The 24,853-nt window shown below is 72.3% G+C and carries 27 protein-coding genes and 1 pseudogene; 8 read left to right on the forward strand and 20 right to left on the reverse strand.

Going from position 1 to position 24,853, the window contains the following annotated elements:
• Positions 1 to 25 precede the first annotated feature (25 nt).
• From ACJX2R_RS15850 to ACJX2R_RS15860, 3 genes are all read right to left on the reverse strand, one after another.
• Positions 26 to 856, reverse strand: a complete 831-nt coding sequence (locus ACJX2R_RS15850; protein ID WP_262704692.1) for an endo alpha-1,4 polygalactosaminidase — start codon at positions 854 to 856, stop codon at positions 26 to 28.
• A gap of 182 nt (positions 857 to 1,038) precedes the next feature.
• Complete coding sequence (locus tag ACJX2R_RS15855; protein ID WP_413100634.1) at positions 1,039 to 1,896, reverse strand: polysaccharide deacetylase family protein; 858 nt, start codon at positions 1,894 to 1,896, stop codon at positions 1,039 to 1,041.
• 105 nt (positions 1,897 to 2,001) lie between these two features.
• Positions 2,002 to 2,745: an SDR family oxidoreductase gene (locus ACJX2R_RS15860; RefSeq protein WP_413105867.1), complete on the reverse strand. Its 744-nt coding sequence runs from the start codon at positions 2,743 to 2,745 to the stop codon at positions 2,002 to 2,004.
• 183 nt (positions 2,746 to 2,928) lie between these two features.
• Between ACJX2R_RS15860 and ACJX2R_RS15865 the strand changes: the two genes are divergently transcribed.
• The 4 genes and pseudogenes from ACJX2R_RS15865 (at position 2,929) to ACJX2R_RS15880 (ending at position 5,293) form a co-directional block, all read left to right on the forward strand.
• Entirely contained in the window at positions 2,929 to 3,399 is a 471-nt protein-coding gene (locus tag ACJX2R_RS15865; protein WP_262704690.1) for an OsmC family protein, read from the forward strand.
• 5 nt (positions 3,400 to 3,404) lie between these two features.
• Positions 3,405 to 3,497: pseudogene (locus ACJX2R_RS15870) on the forward strand (MerR family transcriptional regulator); the annotation flags it as partial.
• Positions 3,498 to 3,575: 78 nt separating this feature from the next.
• Positions 3,576 to 4,217 carry an RNA polymerase sigma factor gene (locus ACJX2R_RS15875; RefSeq protein ID WP_413100635.1) on the forward strand — a complete coding sequence of 214 codons (642 nt, stop codon included), beginning with the start codon at positions 3,576 to 3,578 and terminating at the stop codon, positions 4,215 to 4,217.
• Positions 4,214 to 5,293: a CU044_5270 family protein gene (locus ACJX2R_RS15880; protein WP_413100636.1), complete on the forward strand. Its 1,080-nt coding sequence runs from the start codon at positions 4,214 to 4,216 to the stop codon at positions 5,291 to 5,293. Before ACJX2R_RS15875 ends, ACJX2R_RS15880 begins: the two co-directional genes overlap by 4 nt.
• Positions 5,294 to 5,525: 232 nt before the next feature.
• On the opposite strand, the gene hisF is transcribed toward ACJX2R_RS15880, so the two are convergent.
• The 8 genes from hisF to hisD form a co-directional block, all read right to left on the reverse strand.
• Positions 5,526 to 6,296: an imidazole glycerol phosphate synthase subunit HisF gene (hisF, locus tag ACJX2R_RS15885; protein WP_413100637.1), complete on the reverse strand. Its 771-nt coding sequence runs from the start codon at positions 6,294 to 6,296 to the stop codon at positions 5,526 to 5,528.
• The gene (locus ACJX2R_RS15890; RefSeq protein ID WP_037948918.1) at positions 6,293 to 6,703 is read right to left on the reverse strand and encodes a Rid family hydrolase; all 411 of its coding nucleotides are present in this window, start codon (positions 6,701 to 6,703) and stop codon (positions 6,293 to 6,295) included. Before ACJX2R_RS15890 ends, hisF begins: the two co-directional genes overlap by 4 nt.
• Positions 6,700 to 7,431 carry a bifunctional 1-(5-phosphoribosyl)-5-((5-phosphoribosylamino)methylideneamino)imidazole-4-carboxamide isomerase/phosphoribosylanthranilate isomerase PriA gene (gene priA / locus ACJX2R_RS15895; protein ID WP_262704685.1) on the reverse strand — a complete coding sequence of 244 codons (732 nt, stop codon included), beginning with the start codon at positions 7,429 to 7,431 and terminating at the stop codon, positions 6,700 to 6,702. Before priA ends, ACJX2R_RS15890 begins: the two co-directional genes overlap by 4 nt.
• A gap of 53 nt (positions 7,432 to 7,484) precedes the next feature.
• Complete coding sequence (hisH, locus tag ACJX2R_RS15900) at positions 7,485 to 8,123, reverse strand: imidazole glycerol phosphate synthase subunit HisH (protein WP_413100638.1); 639 nt, start codon at positions 8,121 to 8,123, stop codon at positions 7,485 to 7,487.
• Positions 8,120 to 8,284: a hypothetical protein gene (locus ACJX2R_RS15905; RefSeq protein WP_037948925.1), complete on the reverse strand. Its 165-nt coding sequence runs from the start codon at positions 8,282 to 8,284 to the stop codon at positions 8,120 to 8,122. The genes hisH and ACJX2R_RS15905 overlap by 4 nt, the downstream gene beginning before the upstream one ends.
• Before the next feature lie 91 nt (positions 8,285 to 8,375).
• Entirely contained in the window at positions 8,376 to 8,969 is a 594-nt protein-coding gene (gene hisB / locus ACJX2R_RS15910; RefSeq protein ID WP_262704682.1) for an imidazoleglycerol-phosphate dehydratase HisB, read from the reverse strand.
• Positions 8,966 to 10,084, reverse strand: coding sequence for a histidinol-phosphate transaminase (locus tag ACJX2R_RS15915; RefSeq protein WP_262704681.1), 1,119 nt, complete (start codon positions 10,082 to 10,084; stop codon positions 8,966 to 8,968). Before ACJX2R_RS15915 ends, hisB begins: the two co-directional genes overlap by 4 nt.
• Entirely contained in the window at positions 10,081 to 11,406 is a 1,326-nt protein-coding gene (gene hisD / locus ACJX2R_RS15920; protein WP_413100639.1) for a histidinol dehydrogenase, read from the reverse strand. The genes ACJX2R_RS15915 and hisD overlap by 4 nt, the downstream gene beginning before the upstream one ends.
• A gap of 156 nt (positions 11,407 to 11,562) precedes the next feature.
• Here hisD and ACJX2R_RS15925 point away from each other — a divergent pair, with 156 nt between their 5' ends.
• Genes ACJX2R_RS15925 through ybaK form a run of 3 tightly spaced genes read left to right on the forward strand, consistent with a single transcriptional unit; the run spans position 11,563 to position 14,463 of the window.
• Positions 11,563 to 13,158 (forward strand): oxidoreductase, encoded by a 1,596-nt coding sequence (locus tag ACJX2R_RS15925; RefSeq protein ID WP_198276801.1) that lies wholly within the window; start codon positions 11,563 to 11,565, stop codon positions 13,156 to 13,158.
• A 55-nt stretch (positions 13,159 to 13,213) separates the two neighbouring features.
• Positions 13,214 to 13,954, forward strand: coding sequence for an LON peptidase substrate-binding domain-containing protein (locus ACJX2R_RS15930; RefSeq protein WP_262704679.1), 741 nt, complete (start codon positions 13,214 to 13,216; stop codon positions 13,952 to 13,954).
• Positions 13,955 to 13,965: 11 nt separating this feature from the next.
• Positions 13,966 to 14,463, forward strand: a complete 498-nt coding sequence (gene ybaK, locus ACJX2R_RS15935) for a Cys-tRNA(Pro) deacylase (protein WP_262704678.1) — start codon at positions 13,966 to 13,968, stop codon at positions 14,461 to 14,463.
• Here ybaK and ACJX2R_RS15940 read toward each other — a convergent pair.
• The 6 genes from ACJX2R_RS15940 to ACJX2R_RS15965 form a co-directional block, all read right to left on the reverse strand.
• A complete protein-coding gene (locus ACJX2R_RS15940; RefSeq protein ID WP_413100640.1) occupies positions 14,352 to 15,185 on the reverse strand; it encodes a hypothetical protein in 834 nt (277 codons plus the stop codon). The genes ybaK and ACJX2R_RS15940 overlap by 112 nt on opposite strands.
• A gap of 31 nt (positions 15,186 to 15,216) precedes the next feature.
• Positions 15,217 to 15,954 (reverse strand): SDR family NAD(P)-dependent oxidoreductase, encoded by a 738-nt coding sequence (locus ACJX2R_RS15945; RefSeq protein ID WP_413100641.1) that lies wholly within the window; start codon positions 15,952 to 15,954, stop codon positions 15,217 to 15,219.
• Between the two features lie 13 nt (positions 15,955 to 15,967).
• Positions 15,968 to 16,750 carry an SDR family NAD(P)-dependent oxidoreductase gene (locus ACJX2R_RS15950; RefSeq protein WP_413100642.1) on the reverse strand — a complete coding sequence of 261 codons (783 nt, stop codon included), beginning with the start codon at positions 16,748 to 16,750 and terminating at the stop codon, positions 15,968 to 15,970.
• Between the two features lie 21 nt (positions 16,751 to 16,771).
• The gene (locus ACJX2R_RS15955) at positions 16,772 to 18,100 is read right to left on the reverse strand and encodes an MFS transporter (RefSeq protein ID WP_413100643.1); all 1,329 of its coding nucleotides are present in this window, start codon (positions 18,098 to 18,100) and stop codon (positions 16,772 to 16,774) included.
• A 247-nt stretch (positions 18,101 to 18,347) separates the two neighbouring features.
• The gene (locus ACJX2R_RS15960; RefSeq protein ID WP_020872100.1) at positions 18,348 to 19,226 is read right to left on the reverse strand and encodes a polysaccharide deacetylase family protein; all 879 of its coding nucleotides are present in this window, start codon (positions 19,224 to 19,226) and stop codon (positions 18,348 to 18,350) included.
• Complete coding sequence (locus ACJX2R_RS15965) at positions 19,219 to 20,217, reverse strand: asparaginase (RefSeq protein WP_413100644.1); 999 nt, start codon at positions 20,215 to 20,217, stop codon at positions 19,219 to 19,221. Before ACJX2R_RS15965 ends, ACJX2R_RS15960 begins: the two co-directional genes overlap by 8 nt.
• A 190-nt stretch (positions 20,218 to 20,407) precedes the next feature.
• Here ACJX2R_RS15965 and ACJX2R_RS15970 point away from each other — a divergent pair, with 190 nt between their 5' ends.
• Positions 20,408 to 21,433, forward strand: a complete 1,026-nt coding sequence (locus ACJX2R_RS15970; RefSeq protein WP_262704671.1) for a LacI family DNA-binding transcriptional regulator — start codon at positions 20,408 to 20,410, stop codon at positions 21,431 to 21,433.
• 103 nt (positions 21,434 to 21,536) lie between these two features.
• On the opposite strand, the gene ACJX2R_RS15975 is transcribed toward ACJX2R_RS15970, so the two are convergent.
• The 3 genes from ACJX2R_RS15975 to ACJX2R_RS15985 form a co-directional block, all read right to left on the reverse strand.
• Positions 21,537 to 22,295 carry an ABC transporter permease gene (locus ACJX2R_RS15975; protein WP_413100645.1) on the reverse strand — a complete coding sequence of 253 codons (759 nt, stop codon included), beginning with the start codon at positions 22,293 to 22,295 and terminating at the stop codon, positions 21,537 to 21,539.
• 59 nt (positions 22,296 to 22,354) lie between these two features.
• Entirely contained in the window at positions 22,355 to 23,272 is a 918-nt protein-coding gene (locus ACJX2R_RS15980; protein WP_413105868.1) for an ABC transporter permease, read from the reverse strand.
• Positions 23,273 to 23,371: 99 nt separating this feature from the next.
• Positions 23,372 to 24,412: an ABC transporter ATP-binding protein gene (locus tag ACJX2R_RS15985; protein ID WP_413100646.1), complete on the reverse strand. Its 1,041-nt coding sequence runs from the start codon at positions 24,410 to 24,412 to the stop codon at positions 23,372 to 23,374.
• Positions 24,413 to 24,853: the final 441 nt, after the last annotated feature.

Consider the following 24,853-nt stretch of genomic DNA (forward strand, 5'->3'; position numbering starts at 1 on the left):
GGCGGGGACGACACGAGGGAATCCCCTAACAGGTCTCGCGAACGTAGCCGTCCTCGCCCGCGGGCGAGACGCCCTCGTCCCGCCGGACGACGCTGAGCCGGTCGCCCCAGCCCTCGCACGCCTTGGCGAAGCCCTCGTCGCCGTACTCGACCACCACCACATGGTCGTCGTACGCCTTGGCGAACTCACCGCACTCGTCGTACTCGCCGCACTCCTCGACCACCGCGAAGTCCAGCCCGGCCGCCTCCCGGTCGGGCAGCAGCTCCGCGGTGTTCTTCTGCGCGATGGCCAGCCCCTGGGCGTGGGCGTGCTCCGAAAGCAGGGCCATGAACGCCTTGGCGTGGGCGGTGGTCAGCAGCTTCTTGGAGCGTTCGTAGCTGTCGTAGTTGTCGGGCTCGACGGCGTCGAACCCCTTGTCGGCACAGCCGTCGATCCACCCGTCGACCTTGTCCGCCACGCGCTCGCGCTTCTCGGCGGTACGGAGGTCGAGCAGCGGTTCCTTCCACTTGGTGTCGATGACGAGATCGCCGTTGCGGTCGCGCAGCAGCAGGTCGTCCGGCCACTGGTCGCGCTCGCCCGGCTGGACCTGGAAGGCGTTGACGTAGCAGATGTTGTACAGCCCCTTCGCCGGGGAGTCCCCGCGGTCGCGGCTGACGATGTCGACACCCTTCGGCGGGGTGTAGGCCCCGCCGATCTGGTAGTCGAAGCCACCGTGGACGGGCGGCAGCGCCACTTCGGACGCGCTGGCTCCCGAGGACATGGACACGGTCACGACGGCGGCCGCAGCGGCGGCGGCCGTCACCACCGACGCGAGGGCCCAGCGGCGACGAAGGCGTGCGGCATGGCTGGCTGGCATGAAAACTCCAACACTCGCGGGTAGCGTCCCCGCCTCGGATGGCATCCGCCGTCCTGGCGACTGTGTCCGGGCTCGGGACCGGCACCGGGTCCCCTACCGGCTGGGCGCACCTCTTGCGCGGCACGGGGCAAGTACACCGTGCGGCTGCTGCGATCAAAGCGGGCCCCGGCAACGGCGTCAAGTCAGCGGTCCCCGGACCAGATCCGCTGGAGCGGCCGGTAGTCGATCACCACGACGCCCTCCTCCGCGAGCAGTTCGCGGGCCCGCGCCGACGTCAGGAACGTGTGGTCGCCGTGGCGCACCCGCCATCCACCGCCGGGCTCGGCGGCCCGCGACCGGGCGTCGTCAAGACCGGGGTGGACCGCCCACTCGCTGAGCCCGGGTGGCAGGGCGCGCAGCAGCTCGGCGTAGCGGGCCGCCTTGCCGTCGACGTCGAGGGCGAAGCTGTCCAGGAAGTCATGGTCGGTGACCGGCAGCCCTCGCCCGCGCGCCGTCCGGCGGCCGCCGTCGAGCCAGACCCGCGCCGCCAGTCCGTACTCCCCCGCCAGCGCCACGGTCAGCTCGAAGACGTCCGCACGGCCGCCGTCGGCCAGACAGTGCCAGTCCAGATGAGTCGGCGTCAGTCCCGCGTCGGCCACGGCCTCGATCTGGGCCCGGAACTCCCGCTCGACCTCCTCGGGGCGCGCCCGCGCGAACAGCTCCTCCCGCCGGCCGGCGGTGAAGAGCTCGCCCCGCTCGTCGAGCAGCGACGCCACCGTCCCCTTCGCGCTCAGCGGCCCCCACCGGAGGTGGTCCGCGTCGCGGACGAGCGTGAGGTGGATGCCGAACGGGATGGCCGGCCGCGCGCGCAGCATCCGCAGGGCCTGCGGCGCCCCCGGGCACGGCACCATCAGACTGCACGAGCTCGCGATCCCCTCCTCGATCGCGTCGATGACGGCGACGTTGACCGACTCGTGCATGCCGAGGTCGTCGCAGTTGACGATGAGCACCCGCGCCTCGGGCGGGAACCCCAGCAGCTGACTCGACATGGCTCCGTCCATGCCCTCAGTGTGAGCCGCCGTCACCGATCGCCCCACCGGTTTTCCACCCGCCCCGCGGACGACCCGCCCCTCCTGGACGGCCCGCCTCTCCTGGACGGCCCGCCCCTACTGGGCGCTCGCGGCCGGGCGCACCACGATCTCGTTGACGTCGACCTCGGGCGGCTGTCCGATGGCGTATGCGATGGCGTCGGCGATCGCGGAGGCGGGGAGGGCCACCGAGCGGTAGGTCTTCATGGCCTCGCGGGCGCTCGGATCGGAGATGGACTCGGCGAGTTCGGACTCGGTCACGCCCGGGGAGACCAGGCTGACCCGGATGTCACCGGCCGACTCCTGGCGCAGCCCCTCCGAGATGGCGCGCACGGCGAACTTGGTGGCGCAGTACACCGCGGCGGTGGGCGACACCTCGTACGCGCCGACCGAGGCGATGTTCACGACATGCCCGCCGCCCTGCTCCCGCATCACCGGCAGGGCCGCGGCGATGCCGTACAGCACACCGCGCACATTCACATCGAGCATCCGGTCCCACTCGTCGACCTTCAGCGCCTCGAGCGGTGAGAGGGGCATCACCCCGGCGTTGTTGACCATCACATCCACCCGCCCGAACCGCTCCCGGGCGGCCGCCACGAAGGCCCGCATCTCATCGGCCGAGGTGACGTCCAGCCTCTGGTACGCCGCGCTGCCGCCCCCGGCGGTGATCTCCCCGGCCAGCTCCCCCAGCCGCTCGGTCCGCCGCGCCCCCAGATGGACCCGATGCCCGTCGGCGGCGAGCCGACGCGCGGTCGCCGCCCCGATCCCGCTGCTGGCCCCGGTGATGAGCACGACCTTGCCGGTCCCGGTCGTGGCGTGCATGGCGTTCATGGCGGTATCCCTTTCCGTCCTGGTGCCGCTCTGTCCTGACCCCACCGAGTCTGCGCAGGTCAGAGCCCCTGTACCAGGACGCGCTCCTCCTGGGTGGGACACTCCCAGTCAGCACGGCACGATGGGCGGGAGCCAGTTCCGCCACCGCTGGGACACGAAGGGGAGGCACAGACGATGGGCCGACAGCACACCTACCGCGCAACCGTCCGGTGGACCGGTAACACCGGTTCGGGGACGACTGGTTACCGGGACTACGGGCGGTCGCACGACATCCTCGGCGAGGGGAAGCCGACCCTGCGGGGCAGTGCCGATCCCGCGTTCCTGGGGGATCCGGAGTGCTGGAACCCGGAGGAGTTCCTGCTGGCCTCGCTCTCACAGTGCCACATGCTGACCTACCTCTCCGTATGCGCCCGGGACGGGGTGACGGTCACGGCGTACGAGGACGTCGCCGCCGGGGTCATGGAGGAGACGGCCGGGCACAGCGGGCGCTTCACCGAGGTGGTGCTCAATCCGGTGGTCACCGTCGCGGACGAGGCGATGCTGGAGCGGGCGCGTTCGGCGCACACGGACGCCCATCAGGCGTGCTTCATCGCGAACTCGGTCAACTTCCCCGTCCGCCACCAGCCGGCCGTCCGGGTCGGCTGAGCTCAGGCCGCGTGACGGCCGAGCGCACCCCGGGCGGCCATCGCGAGTACGGGGAGGGCGCGGTGGACCGCGTCATCCGCATCCAGGAGCTGCTCGCGCCCGCGCCCCACATGTGGCACAGGTCACGGGAACCACCTCCGCCGTGCGGAGAGGCACGGGTGTGAGGTGTGAACGAGATGAGTGATGGCCTGCGGGCGCGGATACGGGCGGGTGACCGTGAGGCGTTCGCGGAGCTCTACGAGAGTTACGCGCGCACGGTCTACAACCATGCCTTCCGGCTGACCGGCGACTGGTCGGTGGCCGAGGAGGTGATGGGCGATACGTTCCTCGACGCCTGGCGCACCCGGGAGCAACTGGAGCCGGGCGACGGCACGTTGAAACCGTGGCTGCTGGGCGTGGCGACGAACAAGGCGCGCAACGCCAACCGCGGCATCGGCCGCCGCCTGGCCTTCCTGGCCCGCCGCCCGCCGCCCGCCCCGGTGGCGGACTTCGCGGACGAGGCGGCGGGCCGGATCGACGACGCCCGCCGGATCGCCGCCGTGCGCACGGTGTTCGGCCGGCTGCGGCGCGGGGAGCAGGAGGTGCTGGCGCTGTGCGTCTGGTCCGGTCTGGACTACGCGCAGGCGGCCGAGGCCATGGGCATCCCGGTGGGAACGGTCCGCTCGCGGCTGTCCCGGGCCCGCGCCCGGCTGCGCACCCTCGCCGACCAGCGGCTCGCGGAAGAAAAGAAGGAACCGCCGCACCGCCGCGGAGAGGTACAGCGTGAAGCCGCGTTCGCGGCCCTGCCCTTTCAGGAGTTTCAGGAGGACCCCCGATGAACGCCGTCGGCTCCGGGCCCGCCCGGCCCGAGCGCGAGCGCGAGGACGCCGCGTACGAGGACACCGCGCGCGACGCGTACGAGGACATCGCGCGCGAGGAGCTCGCCCGGCTGCTTCCTCCCGTCCCGGCCGAACGGGACGTGCCCTCCGCTCCGTACCTCCATCACAAGGACCGATTGATGCAGCACATCGATGACGACCAGAACCGCACCCCCGCGCCCGCCCGGAAGGCCCTGCGGCGGCTGCCGCGCCCGGCGCTGCTGATTCCCGCCGCGGCCCTGGCGCTGGCCGGGGCGCTGGCCGTCACCTTCACCGGGGGCGGGACGTCCGGCGACACCACCGCCCAGCCGCGCGAGACCGCCACCGTCCTGCTCGACCGGATCGCCGGGACCGCGGCGAAGTCGGACGTCAAGCCGGTGCGACAGGACCAGTTCGTCTACGTCAAGAGCCTTACGGCGGGGGCCGAGATGAAGGAGGACGGCTCCTCGAAACTGGAGCCGCGGCATGAGCGCGAGGTCTGGATGTCGCAACAGGTGAAGCGGATCACCAAGACCGGCGAGATAAGGGAAAACGGGGAGTGGGGCCGGATGGCCGAGTTGGGCGGGTCCCCGGCGGGCCCCTACCGCCCCACGTACCAGTGGCTGGCGTCCCTGCCGACCGACCCGGACGTCCTGCTCAAGGAGCTCTACCGGATGGCCGAACCGGACGACGAGGGGGAGAAGGCACAGGCCGTCTTCAACCGGATCGGTTCCTTCCTGGGTGAGACGGTGATGCCGCCGGAGAACGCGGCCGCTCTCTACAAGGCCGCCGCGAAGCTCCCCGGGGTGACGCGGAAGGAGGACGCGGTGGACGCGGCGGGGCGCCACGGGGTCGGCGTCGCCCGCGTCGACAAGAGGACGGGGGAGATCACCGAGTGGGTCTTCGACCGGGACAGCCTGACCCTGCTCGGTGAGCGCAGCTACCTGACGAGGGACGTCGGCGCGGGCAAGAAGGGCGACGTCATGGAGAAGACCGCGTACCTGAAGCGCGGGATCGTCGACCACTACCGCGAGCGGCCGGGCTCCGCCGCGAAGTGATACCAGGCGCGCCTGCGGCATAGATATGCGCCCCAGACCCCCGGCCGGGGCCTGGGGCGCAGCGCACGTCCCGGGGTCCGGGGTGCGGCCCCGCCTCGGGGGTCTGGGGCGAAGCCCCAGTTGAGGGAAGGGGCGGGGAGGGGAAAGCATCGATATGCGGCTCCGCCGCGTGGCCCGCCGCAGGCGTCACAATCCGCCGGACAACCCACCCCCTGGGTGGCGCGCAGGCGCCTCAGCGGACCGGATGCCCCGCGTCCCGCAGCGCGTCCTTCACCTGGCCGATCCGCAGATCGCCGAAGTGGAAGACGGACGCCGCGAGCACCGCGTCGGCCCCCGCGGCGATGGCGGGCGAGAAGTCGGCCGCCTTGCCGGCGCCGCCGCTGGCGATCACCGGGACGGTGACGTGCTTGCGGACGGCCTCGATCATGGCCGTGTCGTAGCCGTCCTTGGTGCCGTCCGCGTCCATGGAGTTCAGCAGGATCTCCCCGGCGCCCAGCTCCGCCGCGCGGTGGGCCCATTCGACGGCGTCGATGCCGGTGCCGCGGCGGCCGCCGTGGGTGGTGACCTCGTAGCCGGAGGGGGTCACCGTCCCCTCGAGGCAGCGGCGGGCGTCGACCGAGAGGACGAGCACCTGGCTGCCGAAGCGCTCGGCGATCTCGCGGATCAGCTCGGGGCGGGCGATGGCGGCGGTGTTGACGCCGACCTTGTCTGCCCCGGCGCGCAGCAGCTTGTCGACGTCCTCCGGGGTGCGGACGCCGCCGCCGACCGTGAGCGGGATGAAGACCTGCTCGGCGGTGCGGCGGACCACGTCGTAGGTGGTCTCGCGGTCGCCCGAGGAGGCGGTGATGTCGAGGAAGGTGAGCTCGTCCGCGCCCTCCTCGCCGTAGATCTTGGCCATCTCGACCGGGTCGCCCGCGTCGCGCAGATTCTGGAAGTTGACGCCCTTGACGACCCGGCCGTTGTCCACGTCCAGGCAGGGGATGACTCGGACCGCCAGGGTCATGACTGTCGTGCTCCTCGGAATGCTTCCAGTTCGACTTCCACCAGGACGCGCGAGTCGACGAAGCCGGACACCACGACCAGCGTCGCGGCCGGGCGCACGGCGTCGAAGAGCTCCTTGTGGGCGCGGCCCACCTCGTCCACGTCGCGGGCGTGGGTGAGGTACATACGGGTGCGGACCACCGATTCGACGCCGAGGTCGAACCTCTTCAGCGCGTCCAGCGCATGGCGGAAGGCCGCGAGCGTCTGCTCGTACGGATCCCCCTCGCCCTCCAGGACGCCGCGCTCCGCGAGCGGCATCGTCCCGGCGACGAGCACCAGGTCACCGGCCTCGACGGCCCGGGCGAACCCGATGGTCTGCTCCCAGGGGCTCTCGGTCTGGACCCGTCGCCCGATCTCGGGTGAGGTCATACGGCCACCGCCTCCAACGCCTCTTCCAAGGTGAACGCCTTGGCGTAGAGCGCCTTGCCCACGATGGCGCCCTCGACACCTTCCGGTACCAGGGTCGCAAGGGCACGCAGGTCGTCAAGCGAGGAAACGCCGCCTGAGGCGACGACGGGCCGGTCGGTCGCGGCACAGACATTGCGCAGCAGCTCCAGGTTGGGGCCCTGGAGGGTGCCGTCCTTGGCGATGTCGGTGACGACGTAGCGGGCGCAGCCCTCGGAGTCGAGGCGGGCCAGCGTCTCGTACAGATCGCCGCCGTCCCGGGTCCAGCCGCGGCCGCGCAGCGTGGTGCCGCGCACGTCGAGGCCCACGGCGATCAGCTCGCCGTGCTCCGCGATGACCTTGGCGACCCACTCCGGGGACTCCAGCGCGGCCGTGCCGAGGTTCACCCGGGCGCAGCCGGTGGCGAGGGCGGCGGCCAGCGAGGCGTCGTCGCGGATCCCGCCGGACAGCTCGACCTTGAGGTCCATGGCGCGGGCCACCTCGGCGATCTGCGCGCGGTTGTCCCCGGTGCCGAAGGCGGCGTCGAGGTCCACCAGGTGCAGCCACTCGGCACCCGCCCGCTGCCAGGCCAGGGCGGCCTCCATCGGGTCGCCGTACGACGTCTCGGAGCCGGACTCGCCGTGGACGAGGCGGACGGCCTGGCCGTCGCGGACATCGACGGCGGGGAGGAGTTCGAGGCGGTGGGTGCGCATGCGGGCAACCTTCGGTGAGAGCGTGCGGGCGGTGAGAGCTGGCGCGGGGCCGGTCAGAGGGTGTCGAGCCAGTTGCGGAGCAGCCGCGCCCCGGCGTCGCCCGACTTCTCGGGGTGGAACTGGGTGGCCCACAGCGGGCCGTTCTCGACGGCGGCGACGAACGGCTCGCCATGGGTGGACCAGGTGACCTTGGGGGCGGGGATATGCGGGTTGGTGACCTCGAGCTCCCAGGTGCGGACCGCGTAGGAGTGGACGAAGTAGTACCGCTCGCCCTCGTCCAGGCCCGCGAAGAGCCGGGAGTCGCCGGGCGCCTTGACCGTGTTCCAGCCCATGTGGGGGACGACGGGGGCGCGCAGCGGCTCGACCGTGCCGGGCCACTCGTCCAAGCCCTCGGCCTCGACGCCGTGCTCGATACCGCGCCCGAAGAGGATCTGCATGCCGACGCAGATGCCCATGACGGGGCGGCCGCCGGACAGCCGGCGCCCCACGATCCAGTCGCCGCGCGCCGCGCGCAGCCCCTTCATACAGGCGGCGAAGGCACCGACACCGGGGACGAGCAGGCCGTCGGCGGCCATGGCCTTGTCGTAGTCACGGGTGATCTCGACCCGCGCGCCGGCATGGGCGAGGGCCCGCTCGGCGGACCGGACGTTGCCGAATCCGTAGTCGAGGACAACGACGCTCTTGTTGCTCAATTCCATACCTCAAGCCGCAGGACGCCGGCGAGCAGCGCCATCGTGGCGCCGATGCCGAGCAGCGTGATGATGCTCTTGGACATGCCCTGCTTGACGAAGGAGATGACCCCGCCGAGCAGAAACAGCCCCACGAGGATGAATACGGTCGACAGGCCGTTCACGCAGCTACCTCGTTCGCTTCTCCGCCCGCGCGGCGAAAGCGCGGGTCGAGTGTTGTCTGCGGCCCGGCGGCCGCGCGGGCGACGCTCACGGTTAAAGAGCGCCCTTCGTGGAGGGGAGGATCCCGGCGGCGCGGGGGTCGCGCTCGCTGGCGTAGCGCAGGGCCCGCGCCAGGGCCTTGAACTGGCACTCCACGATGTGGTGGGCGTTGCGCCCGTAGGGCACGTGGACATGCAGGGCGATCTGCGCCTGGGCCACGAAGGACTCCAGGATGTGCCGGGTCATCGTGGTGTCGTAGCTGCCGATCATCGGCGCGATGTTCTCCGGCTCGGTGTGCACCAGGTACGGGCGGCCGGAGAGGTCGACGGTCACCTGGGCCAGCGACTCGTCCAGCGGCACCGTGCAGTTGCCGAAGCGGTAGATGCCCACCTTGTCGCCGAGCGCCTGCTTGAAGGCGGCGCCGAGCGCGAGGGCGGTGTCCTCGATGGTGTGGTGGCTGTCGATGTGCAGGTCGCCCTCGGTCTTGACGGTGAGGTCGAAGAGGCCGTGGCGGCCGAGCTGGTCGAGCATGTGGTCGTAGAAGCCGACCCCTGTCGACACATCGACCTGGCCGGTGCCGTCGAGGTCGATCTCGACGACGACCGAGGTCTCCTTGGTGCTGCGCTCCACGCGTCCCACGCGGGTCATGCGCTCTTCTCCTTCATCAGCTCGCGTACCGCGTCGAGGAACGCGTCGTTCTCGGCCGGGGTCCCCGCGGTGACCCGCAGCCATCCCGGTACCCCGTTGTCCCGGACCAGGACGCCCCGGTCCAGCAGGCCCTGCCACGCCGCGTGGGCGTCCTCGAAGCGGCCGAACTGGACGAAATTGGCGTCGGAGTCGGTCACCTCGCAGCCGATGGTGCGCAACTCGCTCACCAGCCGGTCGCGCTCGGCCTTGAGCGCCTCGACGTACCCCAGCAGCGTATCGGTGTGCTCCAGGGCGGCCAGCGCGGTGGCCTGGGTGACGGCGGACAGGTGGTACGGCAGGCGGACCAGCTGTACGGCGTCGACGACCGCGGGGTCGGCGGCGAGGTAGCCGAGCCGCAGCCCGGCCGCGCCGAACGCCTTGGACATGGTCCGCGAGAGGACCAGCCGCGGCCGCCCCTCGATCAGCGGCAGCAGCGACGGACGGTGGCTGAACTCCCCGTACGCCTCGTCCACCACGACGAGCGCCCCGGCGGTGTCCGCCCTGGCGTCCTGCGCCGCGTCGTGCAGCGCCAGCACCGCCTCGGCGCCGACCGCCGTCCCCGTCGGATTGTTCGGCGAGGTGATGAAGACGACATCGGGGCGGTGTTCGGCGATGGCCTTACGGGCGGCATCGACATCGATGGTGAAATCGGCGTTCCGGGGACCGGAAATCCAGCCGGTGCCGGTGCCACGGGAGATCAGCGCGTGCATCGAGTACGAGGGCTCGAAGCCGATCGCGGTGCGCCCCGGGCCGCCGAAGGTCTGCAACAGCTGCTGGAGCACCTCGTTGGACCCGTTGGCCGCCCAGACCTGGGCGACACCGACCTCGAGACCGGCGGTGCGGCTGAGGTAGCGGGCCAGCCCGGTGCGGAGCTCGACCGCGTCCCGGTCCGGGTAGCGGTTGAGGTTACGGGCCGCCTCGGTGACCCGCTCGGCGATCCGGGCGACCAGCGGCTCGGGCAGCGGATAGGGGTTCTCGTTGGTGTTCAGCCGTACGGGCACGTCCAGCTGCGGAGCGCCGTACGGGGATTTGCCACGGAGCTCGTCCCGGATCGGGAGATCGTCAATGCCGGTCACTTGCTCGGTGGCACCTTCCAGTCGAACCTTGCCTTCACCGCGGCGCCGTGGGCGGGCAGATCCTCCGCCTCGGCCAGCGTCACCACATGGCCGGCGATCTCGGCCAGCGCGTCCCGGGTGTAGTCCACCACATGGATGCCGCGCAGGAAGGACTGCACGGACAGCCCCGAGGAGTGACAGGCGCAGCCGCCGGTGGGCAGCACATGGTTGGAGCCCGCCGCGTAGTCGCCGAGCGACACCGGGGCGTAGGCCCCGACGAAGATCGCCCCGGCGTTGCGCACCCGGGCCGCGACGGCCGCCGCGTCCTCGGTCTGGATCTCCAGGTGCTCGGCCGCGTACGCGTCCACGACGGCCAGGCCCTGCTCCAGACCGTCCACCAGCACGATGCCGGACTGCCGCCCGGCCAGCGCCGGACCGATCCGGTCCGCGACATGCTTGGTGGCCCCGACCTGGACCTCGAGCTCCTTCTCGACCGCGGCCGCCAGCTCCTCGGAGTCGGTGACCAGCACGGACGCGGCCAGCGGATCGTGCTCGGCCTGGCTGATCAGGTCCGCGGCGACATGCACCGGGTCGGCGGTGGCGTCGGCGAGGATGGCGATCTCGGTCGGACCGGCCTCGGCGTCGATGCCGATCCGGCCCTTGAGCAGCCGCTTGGCCGCGGCGACCCAGATGTTGCCGGGCCCGGTCACCATCGAGACCGGACGGCAGTCCTCGGTGCCGTAGGCGAACATCGCCACGGCCTGGGCGCCGCCCGCCGCGTACACCTCGTCCACGCCCAGCAGCGCGCACGCCGCGAGGATGGTGGGGTGCGGCAGCCCGCCGAACTCCGCCTGCGGCGGGGAGGCCACGGCCATCGAGGCGACCCCGGCCTCCTGCGCGGGCACCACGTTCATCACCACGGACGAGGGGTAGACCGAGCGCCCGCCCGGTACGTACAGCCCGACGCGCTCGACCGGCACCCAGCGCTCGGTGACCGTGCCGCCCGGCACCACCTGGGTGGTGTGGTCGCTGCGCCGCTGGTCGCGGTGGACCAGCCGGGCCCGCCGGATGGACTCCTCCAGGGCGGCCCGCACGGCCGGGTCCAGCTCGGCGAGGGCGCTCTCCAGCGCCTCCGCGGGGACCCGTACCCGCTCCAGCGTCACGCCGTCGAACCGATGGGCGTAGTCGATCAGCGCAGCGGTTCCGCGATGGCGCACGTCGTCGCAGATGGGCCGCACCTTCTCCAGGGCGGCCTCCACGTCGAGCTCGGCACGGGGCAGCAGGTCGCGGTCGATCCCGCCCTCCGGGAAGGCGGCGCCGCGCAGATCGATACGGGAGATCACGCGATCAATTGTCTCAGACCCGCCACGAGGCCCCTCCCCCCGTATCAGTCAGTGATACGGACCCCCTAAGTTGACCCTGACCGTTGGCGTTCAACCGGTTACTCAGCGGGAATGTGCTCCGTACGGGGACACGGAGAATCAGGAGGGGACACGGCTGTGACCGAGCCGCACGATGGCGACCCACCCCCGGGCCTCGATCTGACCACCGCCGAATGGGGCATGTGGCAGGCGTTCCGCAATGGCAGCACCCATGATCTGCGCACCTCCCACCCCCAGCGGAACGACCCCTCAGGACCGTACGCCTGGGGCCCGGAGCGCAGTGTCCGCGCGCGTGTCGTGGCCCTCCTGCTGCTGGACGGGCCGCCCGCGCAGCCGGGCCGGGTCTCGGCGCTCAAGCTCAACGGGGTGCACATCACCGGCACGCTCGATCTGGCCGGCGGGAACATCGAGCCCTATGTGGAGCTCAAGAACTGCCGCTTCGAGCGGGAGGTGCTGGTCCCCGAGGCGCAGTTCACCACCCTGCGCCTGGTGGGCTGCTCCCTCCCCCGGCTGGAGGCGGCCCGGCTGCGCACCGAGGGCGATCTGCATCTGCCGCGCTGTGTGGTCGAGCACGGCATCAGGCTCACCGACGCCCATATCGGCACCGATTTACTGCTCAACCAGCTCATCGTGCGCCGCGACCGCCGGGGCATGTCGATCAGTGCCGACGGGCTGACCGTCGCCCAGGACTTCCAGGCCGACATGATCGAGTCGTACGGCGAGCTGAGCCTGCGCGGGGCGCAGATCGGCGTGTCGCTCAGCCTGCGCGGCAGCCGGCTGCGCAACCCTTACGGCCGCCGCGCGCTGAACGCGCCGCAGCTGACCGTGGAGCGCAGCCTGTACCTCACCGCGGGCGGGGTGAGCACGTACTCCAGCGGCTCCACCCCGCCGTACGGCACCGCCTCCACCCCCACCCGTGGCACCCGGATCCAGCGCTTCGAGTGCGAGGGCGGGATCCGGCTGGACGACGGGCGGATCGGCGACGCGATCGACTTCGACCAGGCCCGCTTCATCATGGAGAACGACCAGGAGCTGTCGCTGCGCCGGGTCCAGACGCCCGAGCTGCGCTTCCTCGGGGAGCGGCCGCAGCGCGGACGGGTGATCCTCTCCGGCGCCCGGGTGGTCAACCTTGTCGACAAGTCGGTGAGCTGGCCGGGGCCCGGCGGGCTGACCATGGCCGGGTTCAGCTATGAGTGCCTGATTCCGCGCGGCCACTTCCCGCTGGCCCGGCGGCTGGAGTGGGTGGCCGCCGCCACGCCCGAGTACGCGCCCGAGCCGTACGAGATGCTGGCCAACACGATGCGGGCCAGCGGCGAGGACGCCGACGCGCGCGAGGTGCAGCTCGCCAAGCAGCGGCGCCGCCGGGAGACGCTGCCGCTCGCCGGGAAGGTGTGGGGCTACCTCCAGGACTGGACGGTGGCCTACGGCTACCGGCCGGGCCGGGCGGCGGTGTGGATGGCGGTGCTGTGGGCGGTCGGCTCGGTGTTCTTCGCCCACAACCGGCCGGAGGCGCTGAAGCCCGATGAATCACCGAACTGGAATGCCTCGCTCTACACGCTCGATCTGCTGATCCCGGTCATCGATCTGGGCATGGACGGCTACTGGAAACCCCAGGGCGCCGTCCAATGGGCCTCCATCGTCATGATCCTTCTGGGCTGGGTGCTGGCCACCGCGGTCGCCGCCGGCGCGTCCCGGCTGCTGCGGCGCCAGTGACCGCTGCTCCGGCGCCAGTGAAAGGGAACGCGTGGGGCCATTAGGCTTACGCCCCGTGACCTCCGCGCGCCTTCCGCTCTTCCCGCTGAACACGGTGCTGTTCCCGGGGCTCGTCATGCCCCTGAACGTCTTCGAGCAGCGGTATCGCTCCCTGATGCGCGATCTGTCGGCGCTCCCCGAGGACGCGCCGCGCCGGTTCGGGGTGATCGCGATCAGGGACGGCCATGAGGTCGCGCCGAGTGCGATCGGCCTCCCGGACTCCCTCACGCTGCCGGACCCCGGCCCCACGGCCGGGTTCGGCCCGGACCCCGCCAAGTCCTTCTACTCCGTGGGGTGCGTGGCGGACGCGGCCACCATCCGGGAGCAGGAGGACGGCACCTTCGAGGTGCTGGCCACCGGCACCACCCGCTTCGAGCTGGTCTCCGTGGACTCCTCGGGCCCGTATCTGACGGCCGAGGTCAAGGAGCTGGAGGAGGAGCAGGGCGACGGCGCCGGGGCGCTGGCCTCGGGAGTCGTACGGGCCTTCCGCATGTACCAGAAGCGGCTCGCGGGCGCCCGGGAGCGCACCCTGGCGGCCGAGCAGGACCTGCCGGGCGAGCCCTCCGTCCTCTCCTACCTGGTGGCCGCCGCGGCCGTGCTCGACACGCCCGCGAAGCAACGGCTGCTCCAGGCGCCGGACACCGCGAGCCGCCTCGCCGACGAGCTGAAACTCCTTCGCGCCGAGAGCGCGGTCATCGGTAAGCTCCCGTCGCTCCCCGCCGTCGATCTGACCCGCGGTCCCACCAGCCCCAACTGACGCGGACGAACATGCCGAAGAAGACCAGGAAGAACTCGGCGGGCACCCCCGCCACCACCGCCCTCACCGCCGCGGGCACGGACTTCACCGTGCACTCCTACGAGCACGACCCGGCGGCCCCGTCCTACGGCGAGGAGGCCGCGCAGGCGCTCGGCGTCGAACCGGAGCGGGTCTTCAAGACCCTCGTCGCAAGCGTCGATGACCGCCTTACGGTCGCCATCGTGCCCGTCTCGGCCACGCTCGACCTCAAGGCGCTCGCCTCGGCGGTCGGCGGCAAGCGCGCCACGATGGCGGACCCGGCGGTGGCCGAGCGCACCACGGGCTATGTGCGGGGCGGGATCTCCCCGCTCGGCCAGCGCAAACGCCTCCCCACGGCCCTGGACGCGTCGGCCGACGGCTACGAGACGATCTGCGTCTCGGCGGGCCGCCGCGGCCTGGAGGTCGAACTGTCCCCCAAGGACCTGGCGTCGCTGACGGACGCGGTGGTGGCACCGATCGCCCGCTCGTAGCCCTCACGGCGGGCCCGCTCATGGCCCGCGAGCCAGGTGCGGGCCCGCACCACGTGCCCGTCGCGGATCTCCACGTCGTACCCGGCGGCGGGACCGAGCGCGCCCCGGACGGCGAGGGCGTCCCCGTCCAGCCGGCCGCTCTGCCGGATCCACTCCAGCCGGACCAGGGTGTCGGCGGCCAGGGCGCAGGGGCCCGGGCCGGTCGGCGGTGGCCACAGGGCGGGCGCGGGACGGGCCCAGGCGTCCGCCACGCCCTCCACCCGCTCCAGATAGCGGCGGGGGGACCAGCGGGGCGAGGCGAGCGCGGCGATGACGGCGCGGGCCGTGACCCCGGAGTCCACCACCGCCACCGTCCCGGGCGCCTCCAACGCGGCGTCGGCGTGGCGGGCCCCGCCCGGGGCGACGCGCAGCACCACGCCCCGGCGCCGGTCCTCCTCCCCGGGCACGGACAGCGGCCCGGACGGCCGCGCGCGGTCCGGAGATGGTGGTTCCGCTCCGGGGGCCCAGTGCCGTACGGCAGCCACCAGGTCGACCAGCCCCGCACAGGCCGTGGTCGCTCCGGTGGGTCCGGTCACCAGCCAGCCGCCGCTCCCGGCCGCCACCCGCAGCCCGGGCCGGTCCACCGCGCCGACCGCGGCGGCCACCGCCCGGCGGGCGGCGACCCCGCTGACCCAGGGCCGCGCCCAGTCGAACGCGCCCCGCTCACCGCAGGCCCCGCACATCCCGCCACCTTCCTTCTTCTGTCGTTCCCGGCTACGGCATCACATCGCCGCTGTTGGGGCCGAGGGTCTGGCCGACGTACAGATTGCCGCCGGGGTCGCTGGCGAGCAGCACGGCGGTCGGGGCGACCTCCTCGGGCCGGCCGAACCGCCCCAGTGGCAGTTCGGCCTGTTTGGCCGCCTTCCACTCCGGGGTGATCCCGGCGACCAGCGGGGTGTCGATCGGCCCCGGCGCGATGGCGTTCACCAGGACGCCCCGCTCCGCGACCTCCAGGGCCAGCGACTTGGTCAGCCCGATGACCCCGGCCTTGGCGGCCGCGTAGTGGGACAGCGACCGGCCGCCCTTGATACCGAGCTGCGAGGCGATGTTGATGACCCTCCCCCAGCCCCGTTCCGCCATCTGGGGAACGGCGTAGCGGCAGCACAGGAAGACGCCCGTCAGATCGACCGCGAGGGTCTCGGACCACATCCGCGGGTCCATCTCCATCAGCGGCGCCTCGGTGAGGATGCCCGCGGCGTTGACGAGGATGTCGATCCCGCCGAACTCCCCTACCGCGGCCGACATCACCGCCTCCACGGCGGCCGGATCGCTCACGTCCACCGCCGTGTGCCCGGCGGCGCCGGTCCGCTCGGCCACGGCCCTCGCCCGCTCCCCGTCGCGATCGGCCACCACCACCCGGGCCCCTTCGGCCGCGTAGGCCTCGACGACGGCACGGCCGATCCCGCTGGCCCCGCCGGTGATGAACGCGGTCCGTCCGGCCAGCGCACCCATCAGCACTCCCTCCTCATGCCGGCATCCTCACGGTGAGGCCGCCGTCGACGACCAGGCTCTGACCGGTGATGTACGAGGCGCCGTCCGAGGTCAGATAGGCGATCGCCGAGGCGATCTCCCCGGGCCTCCCGACCCGTCCCCAGGGGATGTCCCCGGCGGCACGGGACAGCCCCTCGGGACCGAGCGAGTTGACGGGATCGGAGGACTGGGGGGTTTCGATGAGCCCCGGAATGACGGAGTTGACGCGGATGCCCCGCGGGGCGAGTTCGACCGCGAGACTGCGGCACAGCCCGAGCACACCGGCCTTCGCGGCGGCGTAGTGGGCATGGTCGTCCCAGCCGTAGACGCCGCCCGCGATGGAGGACACCGCCACCATCGCGCCCGGTCCGTCCATCCGCCGCGCGGCGGAGCGCAGGGTGCGCAGCACCCCGGTGAGGTCGACGGAGAGCATGTCGTCCCAGGCGTCGTCGGTGAGCTGATCGAGCGGTGCCCGGCGCAGCACCCCGGCGTTGGCCACGGCGATGTCCAGGCGGCCGAAGGCCGTAAGGGCGTGTTCGGCGAACGCCTCGACCTGAGCGGGGTCGCGCACATCGACCTCGTACCGCGTGCACTCCCCGCCCGCCGCCTTCACCAGGCGCTCGGTCTCGGTGGGGTCGTGGGGGTCGCCGGGGTAGCTGCCGATGACGGTGCGCACCCCGTGGCGGGCGTACTCCACGGCGAGCGCGCGGCCGATGCCGCTGGCCGCCCCGGTGATGACGGCGACCCGCCGGTCCGTGGGATGGTCGGTCCTTGCCACTGTGGTTTTCTCCCGATGGTTTCAGTCGTCGACGGTGTCGACGCGCCGGGCGGCGAACATCACGAAGCCGGACAGAAAGATGCCGACCGCCCCGACGAGCAGCGCGGTGCGATCCCAGTGGGCGCCGGAGGCGAGCATCGCGGTGGCGATCGCCCCGGCGGCGATGGCCCCGGGCTGGCTGAACGCGTTGATGAACGAGGTTCCGGTGGCCCGGCAGCGGGTGTCGTAGCACTCGCCCATGTAGAAGAGCATCGCGGCGTACGGGCCGACCAGGAAGAACATCCCCAGGGAGTAGAGCACCACCACGGCGACGGTGCCGTGGGCGACGGTCAGCATGAGGGCGAAGAGCACGCCCGAGAGGATCCAGCCGCAGGCGATCACATTCCGGCGTCCGAAACGGTCACCGGCCCAGCCGTGGAAGAGATATCCGGCGAAGGCCACGGCGTTGATGATGATGAAGAGCACCAGGGAGTTGGCGAAGCTGACCCCCTTGGCCTTGGTGAGCACCGTGGTGCCCAGGACGCTGAAGGTCTGGATGCCGAACCAGTTGGCCAGCCAGGCGAAGCTGAGCACCAGGGTGTTGCGCCGGGCGCGGCCGCGGAAGATCTCCAGCAGCGGTGCGGAGGACCCCTCGTCCACGCCGTACTCCGCCGCGACCCGCCGTGCCTCGTCCGCCTTGCCCTCCCGGCGCAGCCGACGCAGCCGCCGCTCCAGTTCGAACTGCGGGGTCTCCGGCAGTCCGCGGCGCAGCAGGGCGATGACGACGGCGGGGAAGGTGGCCAGCAGGAAGCAGCCGCGCCAGCCGACGAGCGGGAGGAACACGGCGACGAACGCCGCGGCCACGAGCGTGCCGGTCGGCCAGCCGGCCTGCACCATGCTGTAGACGAAGCCACGGCGCTTCTTGATCGCCTCGTCCTCGGTGACGGCGTAGATCTCGTTGAGGTAGGTGGTGTTGACGGACTGTTCGGATAGCCCGATGCCGCCCAGGGAGCGGACACCGACCAGATACCCGGCGTTCACGGTTCCGGCCGAGGCGGCCGATGCCAGAGCGGTGCCCGAGACGGTGAGGATCATGCCCTTACGGCGGCCGAGCCGGTCGACGAGCGGACCGACCCCGAGGACCACGATGGCCGTTCCGGCGGAGATCAGGGTGGAGACCAGCGCCGCTCGTTCCTCGCTCCAGCCGAAGCGGTCGGAGATCTCCGGCAGCAGGGTGCCGAAGAGGATGTAGTCGTAGACGGCGAAGACCCATGCGAAGAACGCGATGGCCGTCGCCTTACGGGTGTGCCGCACCCCGATGCGCGGCAGTCTGCGGGTGGGCGCGACGGGATCGGAGGAGACTGTGGTCATGACGGGTGCCCCTTGTCGGAAGCGGGGGATCGCCGCGCCGTCGCGGCGGGGGGAACGGAGATGCGGGGACGGAGATGCGGGGACGGAGATGCTTCGGCCGGGGGTGGGGCCGGGGCCCGGCGGCATGAAACCTGTCGCCCGGGAATGGGCCGCGCCACGCACGGGATGACCGCGCAGGGAGCGAGGGGGCACCTCCCAGCGGTAGCTGGGGGAGACTGAGGCGCCCGGAGGCGAACCGAGCCTTCATTCAAGAAAGGGGGAAACGCGCCTTGAAGTCGGTGGCGATGTCGTCGAAGGTCGACCAGCGCACGCCCTCGTGGCCGCCGATGTATTCGATGAGCCGCTCCAGCATCAGCAGCGTCTGGGGCCTGCCGGAGACATCGGGGTGGATCGTCATGGTGAAGGCCGCGTAGTCCATCTCCCGGTACACCCAGTCGAACTGGTCGCGCCAGGTCTGCTCCAGTTCGCGCGGGGAGACGAAACCGTGGCTGTTGGCGCTGGCCTTGACGAACATCATGGGCGGCAGATCGTCGAGGTACCAGTTGGCCGGGATCTCGACCAGTCCGGTCTCCTGACCGCGCACCAGCGGTTTCATCCACTCCTCGGCCGGGCGCGAGTAGTCGATCTTCGTCCAGCTGTCGCCCACCCGGACGTAATAGGGCGTGAAGTCGTTGTGCATCAGCGAGTGGTCGTAAGTGATACCGCGCTCGATCAGCAACTCGTTGGTCACCGGCGAGAACTCCCACCAGGGGGCGACATAACCGGTCGGGCGGCGCCCGGAGACCTTCTCGATCAGATCGATGCCGCGGTCCAGGACGGCGCTCTCCTGGGCCCGGGTCATCGCGATCGGGTTCTCGTGCGAGTAGCCGTGGGCGCCGATCTCATGGCCCGCGTCGACCACCTGACGGGTCTGATCGGGGAAGGTCTCCAGGGAGTGGCCGGGGATGAACCAGGTGGTGCGCAGCTCCTTCCGCTCGAACAGCCGGAGCAGCCGCGGCACCCCGACCTCCCCGGCGAACATCCCCCGGGAGATGTCACAGGGCGAGTCCTCGCCGCCGTAGGAGCCCAGCCAGCCGGCCACCGCGTCCACATCGACGCCGAACGCCACGAAGATCTCTTTAGCCATGGGTGTTCCTCTCCAGTGAATCGTTGAATTCGGCCCGCACCCGCTCCGGATCGCCGTAGGCGCCGAGCAGGGCGATGAGCAGGACCCGCGCCTGGGAGGGGCGCAGGGTTCCGGTGGGGACGGCCCCGGCCCGCACCAGATCCGCGCCGCCGCCGTTTCCGTAGAGCCCGGCCACCGGGCCCGCGTGCACCCGGGTGGACAGCGCGACGACGACGCCGCACGCGGTGAGCCGGGCGACCTCCGCGGCGACCTCCGGGTTGGCGTTGCCCGCCCCGGTGGCTTCGAGCACGATCCCGCGGGCGCCCGCGTCGGCCACCGCGCGCAACGCCCGGACATCGCATCCGGGGTAGCAGGCCACGATGTCGGCGCGGATCCCGTCGGGGCGGAAGGCGCCGAGGTCCAGCGGTTTGGGACGCACCGGCACCGCCGAGATCCGCACCTCGCCGTCGCCGACCCGCCCCAGCGGGCCGCCGTCGGGTGCGGCGAACGCGGCGGGCGCCGTGGTGTGCGCCTTACGGGTGCCACGGGCCGGGTAGACCTGGCCGTCGAAACAGACCAGCACCCCCAGGTCGCGGGCGGCGACGGCGTCCGCGACCGCGATCGCGTCCGCCAGGTTGCGCGGGCCGTCACCGTCCGGGGCGTCCGCCGGGCGCATCGCCCCGGTGAACACCACGGGCCGGGGGTCGCCGTGAAAGAGATCGACCAGATAGGCGGTCTCCTCCAGGCTGTCGGTGCCGTGGGTGACGACGACCCCGGCCACCGACTCGTCGGCCAGCGCCTTGCGGACGGCCAGGGCGACGCCGTGCATATCGGCCGGGGTCAGCAGATAGCTGCCCAGGCAGAACACGTCCCTCGCCTCGATCGCCACCCCCGGCGGCCACGGGAGCCGCTCCAACAGGGCGTCCGCGGGCTCGGCTGCGAGCCTGGTGCCATGGGCGTCCTGCCGCGTGGCAATGGTTCCGCCCGTCGACAGCACGACGATCCTGCGCACCCTGCCTCCTCATCGATGACGCGAAACCGACCTCGGATGGCTCGATCTCGCACCCAAACGTTTGGGCCAATCGTTTGGGTAGAATGTGGGTCACCGGCAGCGGGTGTCAAGGGGGCCGCTGTTACCATCGCGCCAACTGGCCGTAACCGAGGTCCGGCTGCGGCGGCGGAACAACCGGAGGCCGAGCGGAGTGGGTACGCAGCGATCACGACCGGTCACCCTGCGCACCATCGCCGATCAGCTCGGCCTACATGTCTCGACCGTCTCGCGGGTGCTGCACGCCAAACCGGACGAGAGCCTGCGCGCCGCCTCGACCAGCACGGTCGAGCGCATCCGCCGCCTCGCCGACGAGCTCGGCTATCAGCCCAACCCGCACGCCACGAGCCTGCGCACCCGGCGCAGCAACCTGGTGGGCGTGCTGGTGCCCCGGCTGTCCGACATGGTGCTGGCCACGATCTACGAGGGCATCGAGGAGGCCGCGGCCGAGCACGGACTGTCCACGTTCGTCGCCAACACCGGCGACCGCCCCGAGGCACAGCGCACCCGCACCAATATGGTCATCGGACGGCGCGTCGACGGCATGATCTTCGGCGACGCGTATGTGGACGGGCGATTCCTGGACGAGGTGGCCGGCCGCGGCATTCCGTTCGTCCTGGTCAGCCGCACCGCCGGGGCCCATCCCTCGGTGACCTGCGACGACTATCTCGGCGGGCGGCTGGTGGCCGAGCATCTGCTGGAGCTGGGCCACCGCGATGTCGCCGTCGTCGCGGGCGAGCCGTACGCCAGCACCGGTATCGACCGCACCGCGGGCCTGGTGGACCGCTACCGGGAGGCGGGACTGTCCGTTCCGGCGGACCGCATAGCCCAGTCCCGCTTCGACGTCTCCGGCGGCCACGCCGCGACGGCGCGGCTGCTGGACACCCCGAACCCGCCGACGGCCATCTTCGCGGTCAACGACTTCGCGGCCATCGGCGCGATAGGCGCGCTGCGCAACCAGGGGCTGCGGGCGGGGGACGACGTGGCCGTCGTGGGCTTCAACGACACGCCGCTGGCGGCGGAGTTGCCGGTGCCGCTGACGACGGTGCGGTCACCCATGCTCGACATGGGGCGCGAGGGGCTGCGGACGCTGGTGCGGCTGCTGGAGGGCGAGGCCGTGGAGTCCAAGCGGCTACGCCCCGAACTCATCGTCCGCGCGTCCAGCGTCCCGTCTCCCTGAGCCGGGGTCCAGCGTCCCGTCTCCCTGAGCCGGGAGGGGGCGGCGGACCGGGCCAGGGACACTGGACCCGCGGACACCGGGCCCGGCAGGAGACGCGCTCCGGTCAGCGCGCTCCCGGCGTCGCCGGGGGCGGCAGGGCGGGCTCCGGGTCCCTCGGGCCGAAGAGCCCGGTCAGCGCCAGGTGGATCACCATCGCCGCCACCGACCACGCCAGCAGGGCACCCTTGGCGCCCAGCTTGAGCGGCCCGTCGAAGGTGACGCCCTTACCGGCCGCCTTGGCATGCGCCACGACGTCCGAGGTGGGCCCCAGCCATACGCCCAGCCGCCACGCGATCACCGAGGCGAGCACCCCGCCGATCGCCAGTCCGATGACCAGCGCGATACCGCCGTGGCGGAAGAACAGAAAGACGATGATGGCCGAGACGGCCCCGAAGGCGAGACCGAGCAGCGTGAACATCCCGTCCGCGCCGACCGCGTCCTCCCCCTCGGCGTTCTTCAGAAGGACGGCGGAACCGTCCGAGACCAGGGGAACCTTCGGCGCCAACCACAGCCACAGCAGCCCGAGGAGCACCCCCGCGACAGCCACGGCGATGGCGACCAGCGACGCCTGCACCAGTTCGGCACGCAACTCGGGCCCGGGCTCGGAGTGCTCCGCGTGCTCCGCGTGCTCTGCGTGCTCTGCGTGCTCATCGGAGTGCTCGGCGTGCTCCGGATGCCCCGAAGCCTGCCCCGGATGCGCGGGGTACCCGGTGGGGTACGGCACGGCCGAGTCCCCGGCAGGCTGCTCGGGGGACGGCGGCCGGCCCTCGGCGGGCTCGTCGTGCGGCGAGTGCTGATCATGTGGCGTCAACGGTGCGGTCACCCCGTCATCGTGCCAGGCGGATGGCGTACTTCGGTCGGCGGGACGTTCGCTGCGGCGCGTCACCGCACCGCCGCCCGCCGATAGGCCCAGGTCGCGGCGGCGAGGGACACCACGGCCACCCCGGCGCACACCCCGAGGTCGGCGCAGACCACCCACCAGTCGGGCTGCCCGTCGAAGGACCGGGCCAGGGCCTCCACACCGTACGTCGACGGCAGCAGATCGCGCGCGTACGACACCACCTGCGGCATCCGGGCCGCGGGCAACACGCCGAGCAGCAGGGCGGCGGACATCCCCAACTGCCCGCACAGCGTGGCGAGTTCCTGGCGCGGGGCGAGCAGCCCCAGCGCGGCGCCGAGTCCGGCGAGGGCGGCGCCGGACAGGGGGATCACGGCGAGGAGGATCCACAGGTTGGTCATGGGCAGTTGGAAGAGCACACTGCCCATCACCGCGGTCACGGCGGTCCCGGGCACGGTGAAGGAGGCGTACGCGGCGGCCGCCCCGAGCACCACGGCCGAGGGCGGCACCGGCAGGGTCGCGTAGTGGTCGAGACCGCCGCTGGCCCGCAGCTGGCCGAAGTACTGCGCGAGCAGGTTGAGCGCCACGAAGGCGACGACCAGCACGCTCGACCCGGCCACCACCGACCGCGCCTCGCTTCCGCCGTCCACCACCCCGCGCATCAGGATCATGATCCCGATGGACTGGAAGGTGGCCACGAAGAGCAGCGGGATCCGGGCCACCCGGGCCCGTGAGAGCTGGGCGCGGTAGACCGCGACGAGCGCGGGGAAGAGCCGCGCCCGAGCCGCCAGCGGCGCGGGCACGTCACCGACCTCACCGGCGTCCCCGGACGCACCCGAGGCACCGGAGACACCGGGCACACCGGAGGCACCAGAAGCACCGGGCAGCCCAGCAGACGCACCGGACACACCAGGCACACCAGTGGTCCCGGACACACCGGATACACCGGACACGGCGGGCATGACACTCACGTTGTGCTGCTCCTCTTCGCCTCTTACGGCTCGAATACGGCCACGGTCACCGACGCGTTCACCGACGCGTTCACGGGCTCGCCCCGGCGGTCACGCCTTCACCAGCCCCTCCGCGCCCTCCGCGCGGCCCCCCAGGGCGAGGTACACATCCTCCAGGCTCGGCGTGGTCAGGGTGAAATCGTCCAGCGCGGCGAAGGCGGGGCCGCCGGTCACGGTGGCGATGGCGGTGCGCGCGTCGTCCGGCGGCAGCCGGAGCGTCCAGCGGCGCCCGGAGGCGCCGCCAGCGGCCCTGGCCGCCTCGGCGGTTTTCCACAGGGCGGCGACCTCTGGCACCTCCAGCGGCGGCTCGGTGCGCCACACCAGCTCCAGCCGCACCTCGTCGGCCACCAGCGCCTTGAGCCCGGCGGGCGTGTCACAGGCGATGACCCGGCCGCGGTCCAGCACGGCGACCCGGTCCAGGACCGTCTCCGCCTCGATCACATTGTGGGTGACCAGCACCACAGTCACCCCCCGCTCGGCCCGCCGCCGGTCCACGGCCGCCCATACGGCGCGCCTGGCGACGGGGTCCATCCCGCTGGTGGGCTCGTCCAGCACCAGCAGCGGCCGCTCCCCCACCAGCGCGGCGGCGACGCAGGCCAGCCGCCGCTGGCCCCCGGAGAGCTTCTTCAGCGGGCGCCCGGCGACCTCGCCGAGCCCCAGCTCCTCGATCACCGCGTCGCGCTCGGCGCGGGCCGCGCGGGTCTCCAGACCGCGCAGCCGCGCGGTGGTCTCGGCGGCGAGGCCGACGGTCAGCTCGTCCAGCGCGGTCGAGTCCTGGCCGAGATAGCCGAGCAGCCGGGCGGCGCGCTCGGGGTGGCGTACGAGATCGTGGCCGAGCACCCGCACCTGGCCTTCGTCGGGCCGCAGCAGGCCGGTGAGCTGCCGTACGAGGGTCGACTTGCCGGCGCCGTTGGGCCCGAGCAGCCCGAAGACCTCGCCGCGCACCACATCGAGGTCGATGCCGTTGCTGGCCCGGACGGCGGGCGTGGCGGGCGCCCCGCGTCGGCCGCGCGCCGCGGGATAGGTCTTGACCAGGCCGCGCACGGTGCACACCACATCGCCACTCGTCGCCTGTTTCGCGCCCGTCCTCACGAGCTATGAGGGTACGCGCCCAAACACCCGCTCCCGTCCTTGGGGCCCTCGGGGCACGGCTCGCAGGACAGGGCCGAGCCGCGGCCTACGGGGTGTCCGGGGGTCTCTCCCCTCCCCGCCCCTTCCCACTACCAGGGGCTTCGCCCCCGGACCCCGAACCCGCGACGGGCCCCCACCACACGGCCGAGCCGCATATCGACACCGCGTCGGGCCCTGGGGCGGAGCCCCCCACGCGGCGGAGCCGCATACCGATGCCGCGGGAAAGACGGAAACGGAAGGGGAGCAGCCCGCCCCTTCCCGCGGCGCGCCGACACAGCGGATGACCGGGCGGACGCCCGCGCGCATCCGGGCCGCCCGGCCGGATCCAGCGGCGAAGCCCCACCACGCGGCGGAGCCGCGTATCGATGCTGCGGGGGGACGAAGCCCCCGGCCCGGGGGCTG

This window comes from Streptomyces sp. Inha503 (genome assembly GCF_047215865.1).
In the GTDB taxonomy this organism is placed as follows: domain Bacteria; phylum Actinomycetota; class Actinomycetes; order Streptomycetales; family Streptomycetaceae; genus Streptomyces; species Streptomyces lycopersici.

Coding starts and splice junctions, on each gene's coding strand:
- ACJX2R_RS15945 (WP_413100641.1), bottom strand. CDS start 15,954: ATGGGTGCGCTGGCCGGACGGACCGCGTTCATCACCGGCGGGGCCAGC.
- hisB (WP_262704682.1), bottom strand. CDS start 8,969: ATGACCCGCGTGGGACGCGTGGAGCGCAGCACCAAGGAGACCTCGGTC.
- ACJX2R_RS15850 (WP_262704692.1), bottom strand. CDS start 856: ATGCCAGCCAGCCATGCCGCACGCCTTCGTCGCCGCTGGGCCCTCGCG.
- priA (WP_262704685.1), bottom strand. CDS start 7,431: ATGCGCACCCACCGCCTCGAACTCCTCCCCGCCGTCGATGTCCGCGAC.
- ACJX2R_RS15865 (WP_262704690.1), top strand. CDS start 2,929: ATGGGCCGACAGCACACCTACCGCGCAACCGTCCGGTGGACCGGTAAC.
- ACJX2R_RS15890 (WP_037948918.1), bottom strand. CDS start 6,703: ATGACCTCACCCGAGATCGGGCGACGGGTCCAGACCGAGAGCCCCTGG.
- ACJX2R_RS15855 (WP_413100634.1), bottom strand. CDS start 1,896: ATGGACGGAGCCATGTCGAGTCAGCTGCTGGGGTTCCCGCCCGAGGCG.
- ACJX2R_RS15860 (WP_413105867.1), bottom strand. CDS start 2,745: ATGCACGCCACGACCGGGACCGGCAAGGTCGTGCTCATCACCGGGGCC.
- ACJX2R_RS15880 (WP_413100636.1), top strand. CDS start 4,214: ATGAACGCCGTCGGCTCCGGGCCCGCCCGGCCCGAGCGCGAGCGCGAG.
- ACJX2R_RS15875 (WP_413100635.1), top strand. CDS start 3,576: ATGAGTGATGGCCTGCGGGCGCGGATACGGGCGGGTGACCGTGAGGCG.
- ACJX2R_RS15960 (WP_020872100.1), bottom strand. CDS start 19,226: ATGGCTAAAGAGATCTTCGTGGCGTTCGGCGTCGATGTGGACGCGGTG.
- ybaK (WP_262704678.1), top strand. CDS start 13,966: ATGCCGAAGAAGACCAGGAAGAACTCGGCGGGCACCCCCGCCACCACC.
- ACJX2R_RS15940 (WP_413100640.1), bottom strand. CDS start 15,185: ATGTGCGGGGCCTGCGGTGAGCGGGGCGCGTTCGACTGGGCGCGGCCC.
- ACJX2R_RS15955 (WP_413100643.1), bottom strand. CDS start 18,100: ATGACCACAGTCTCCTCCGATCCCGTCGCGCCCACCCGCAGACTGCCG.
- ACJX2R_RS15980 (WP_413105868.1), bottom strand. CDS start 23,272: ATGCCCGCCGTGTCCGGTGTATCCGGTGTGTCCGGGACCACTGGTGTG.
- hisF (WP_413100637.1), bottom strand. CDS start 6,296: ATGACCCTGGCGGTCCGAGTCATCCCCTGCCTGGACGTGGACAACGGC.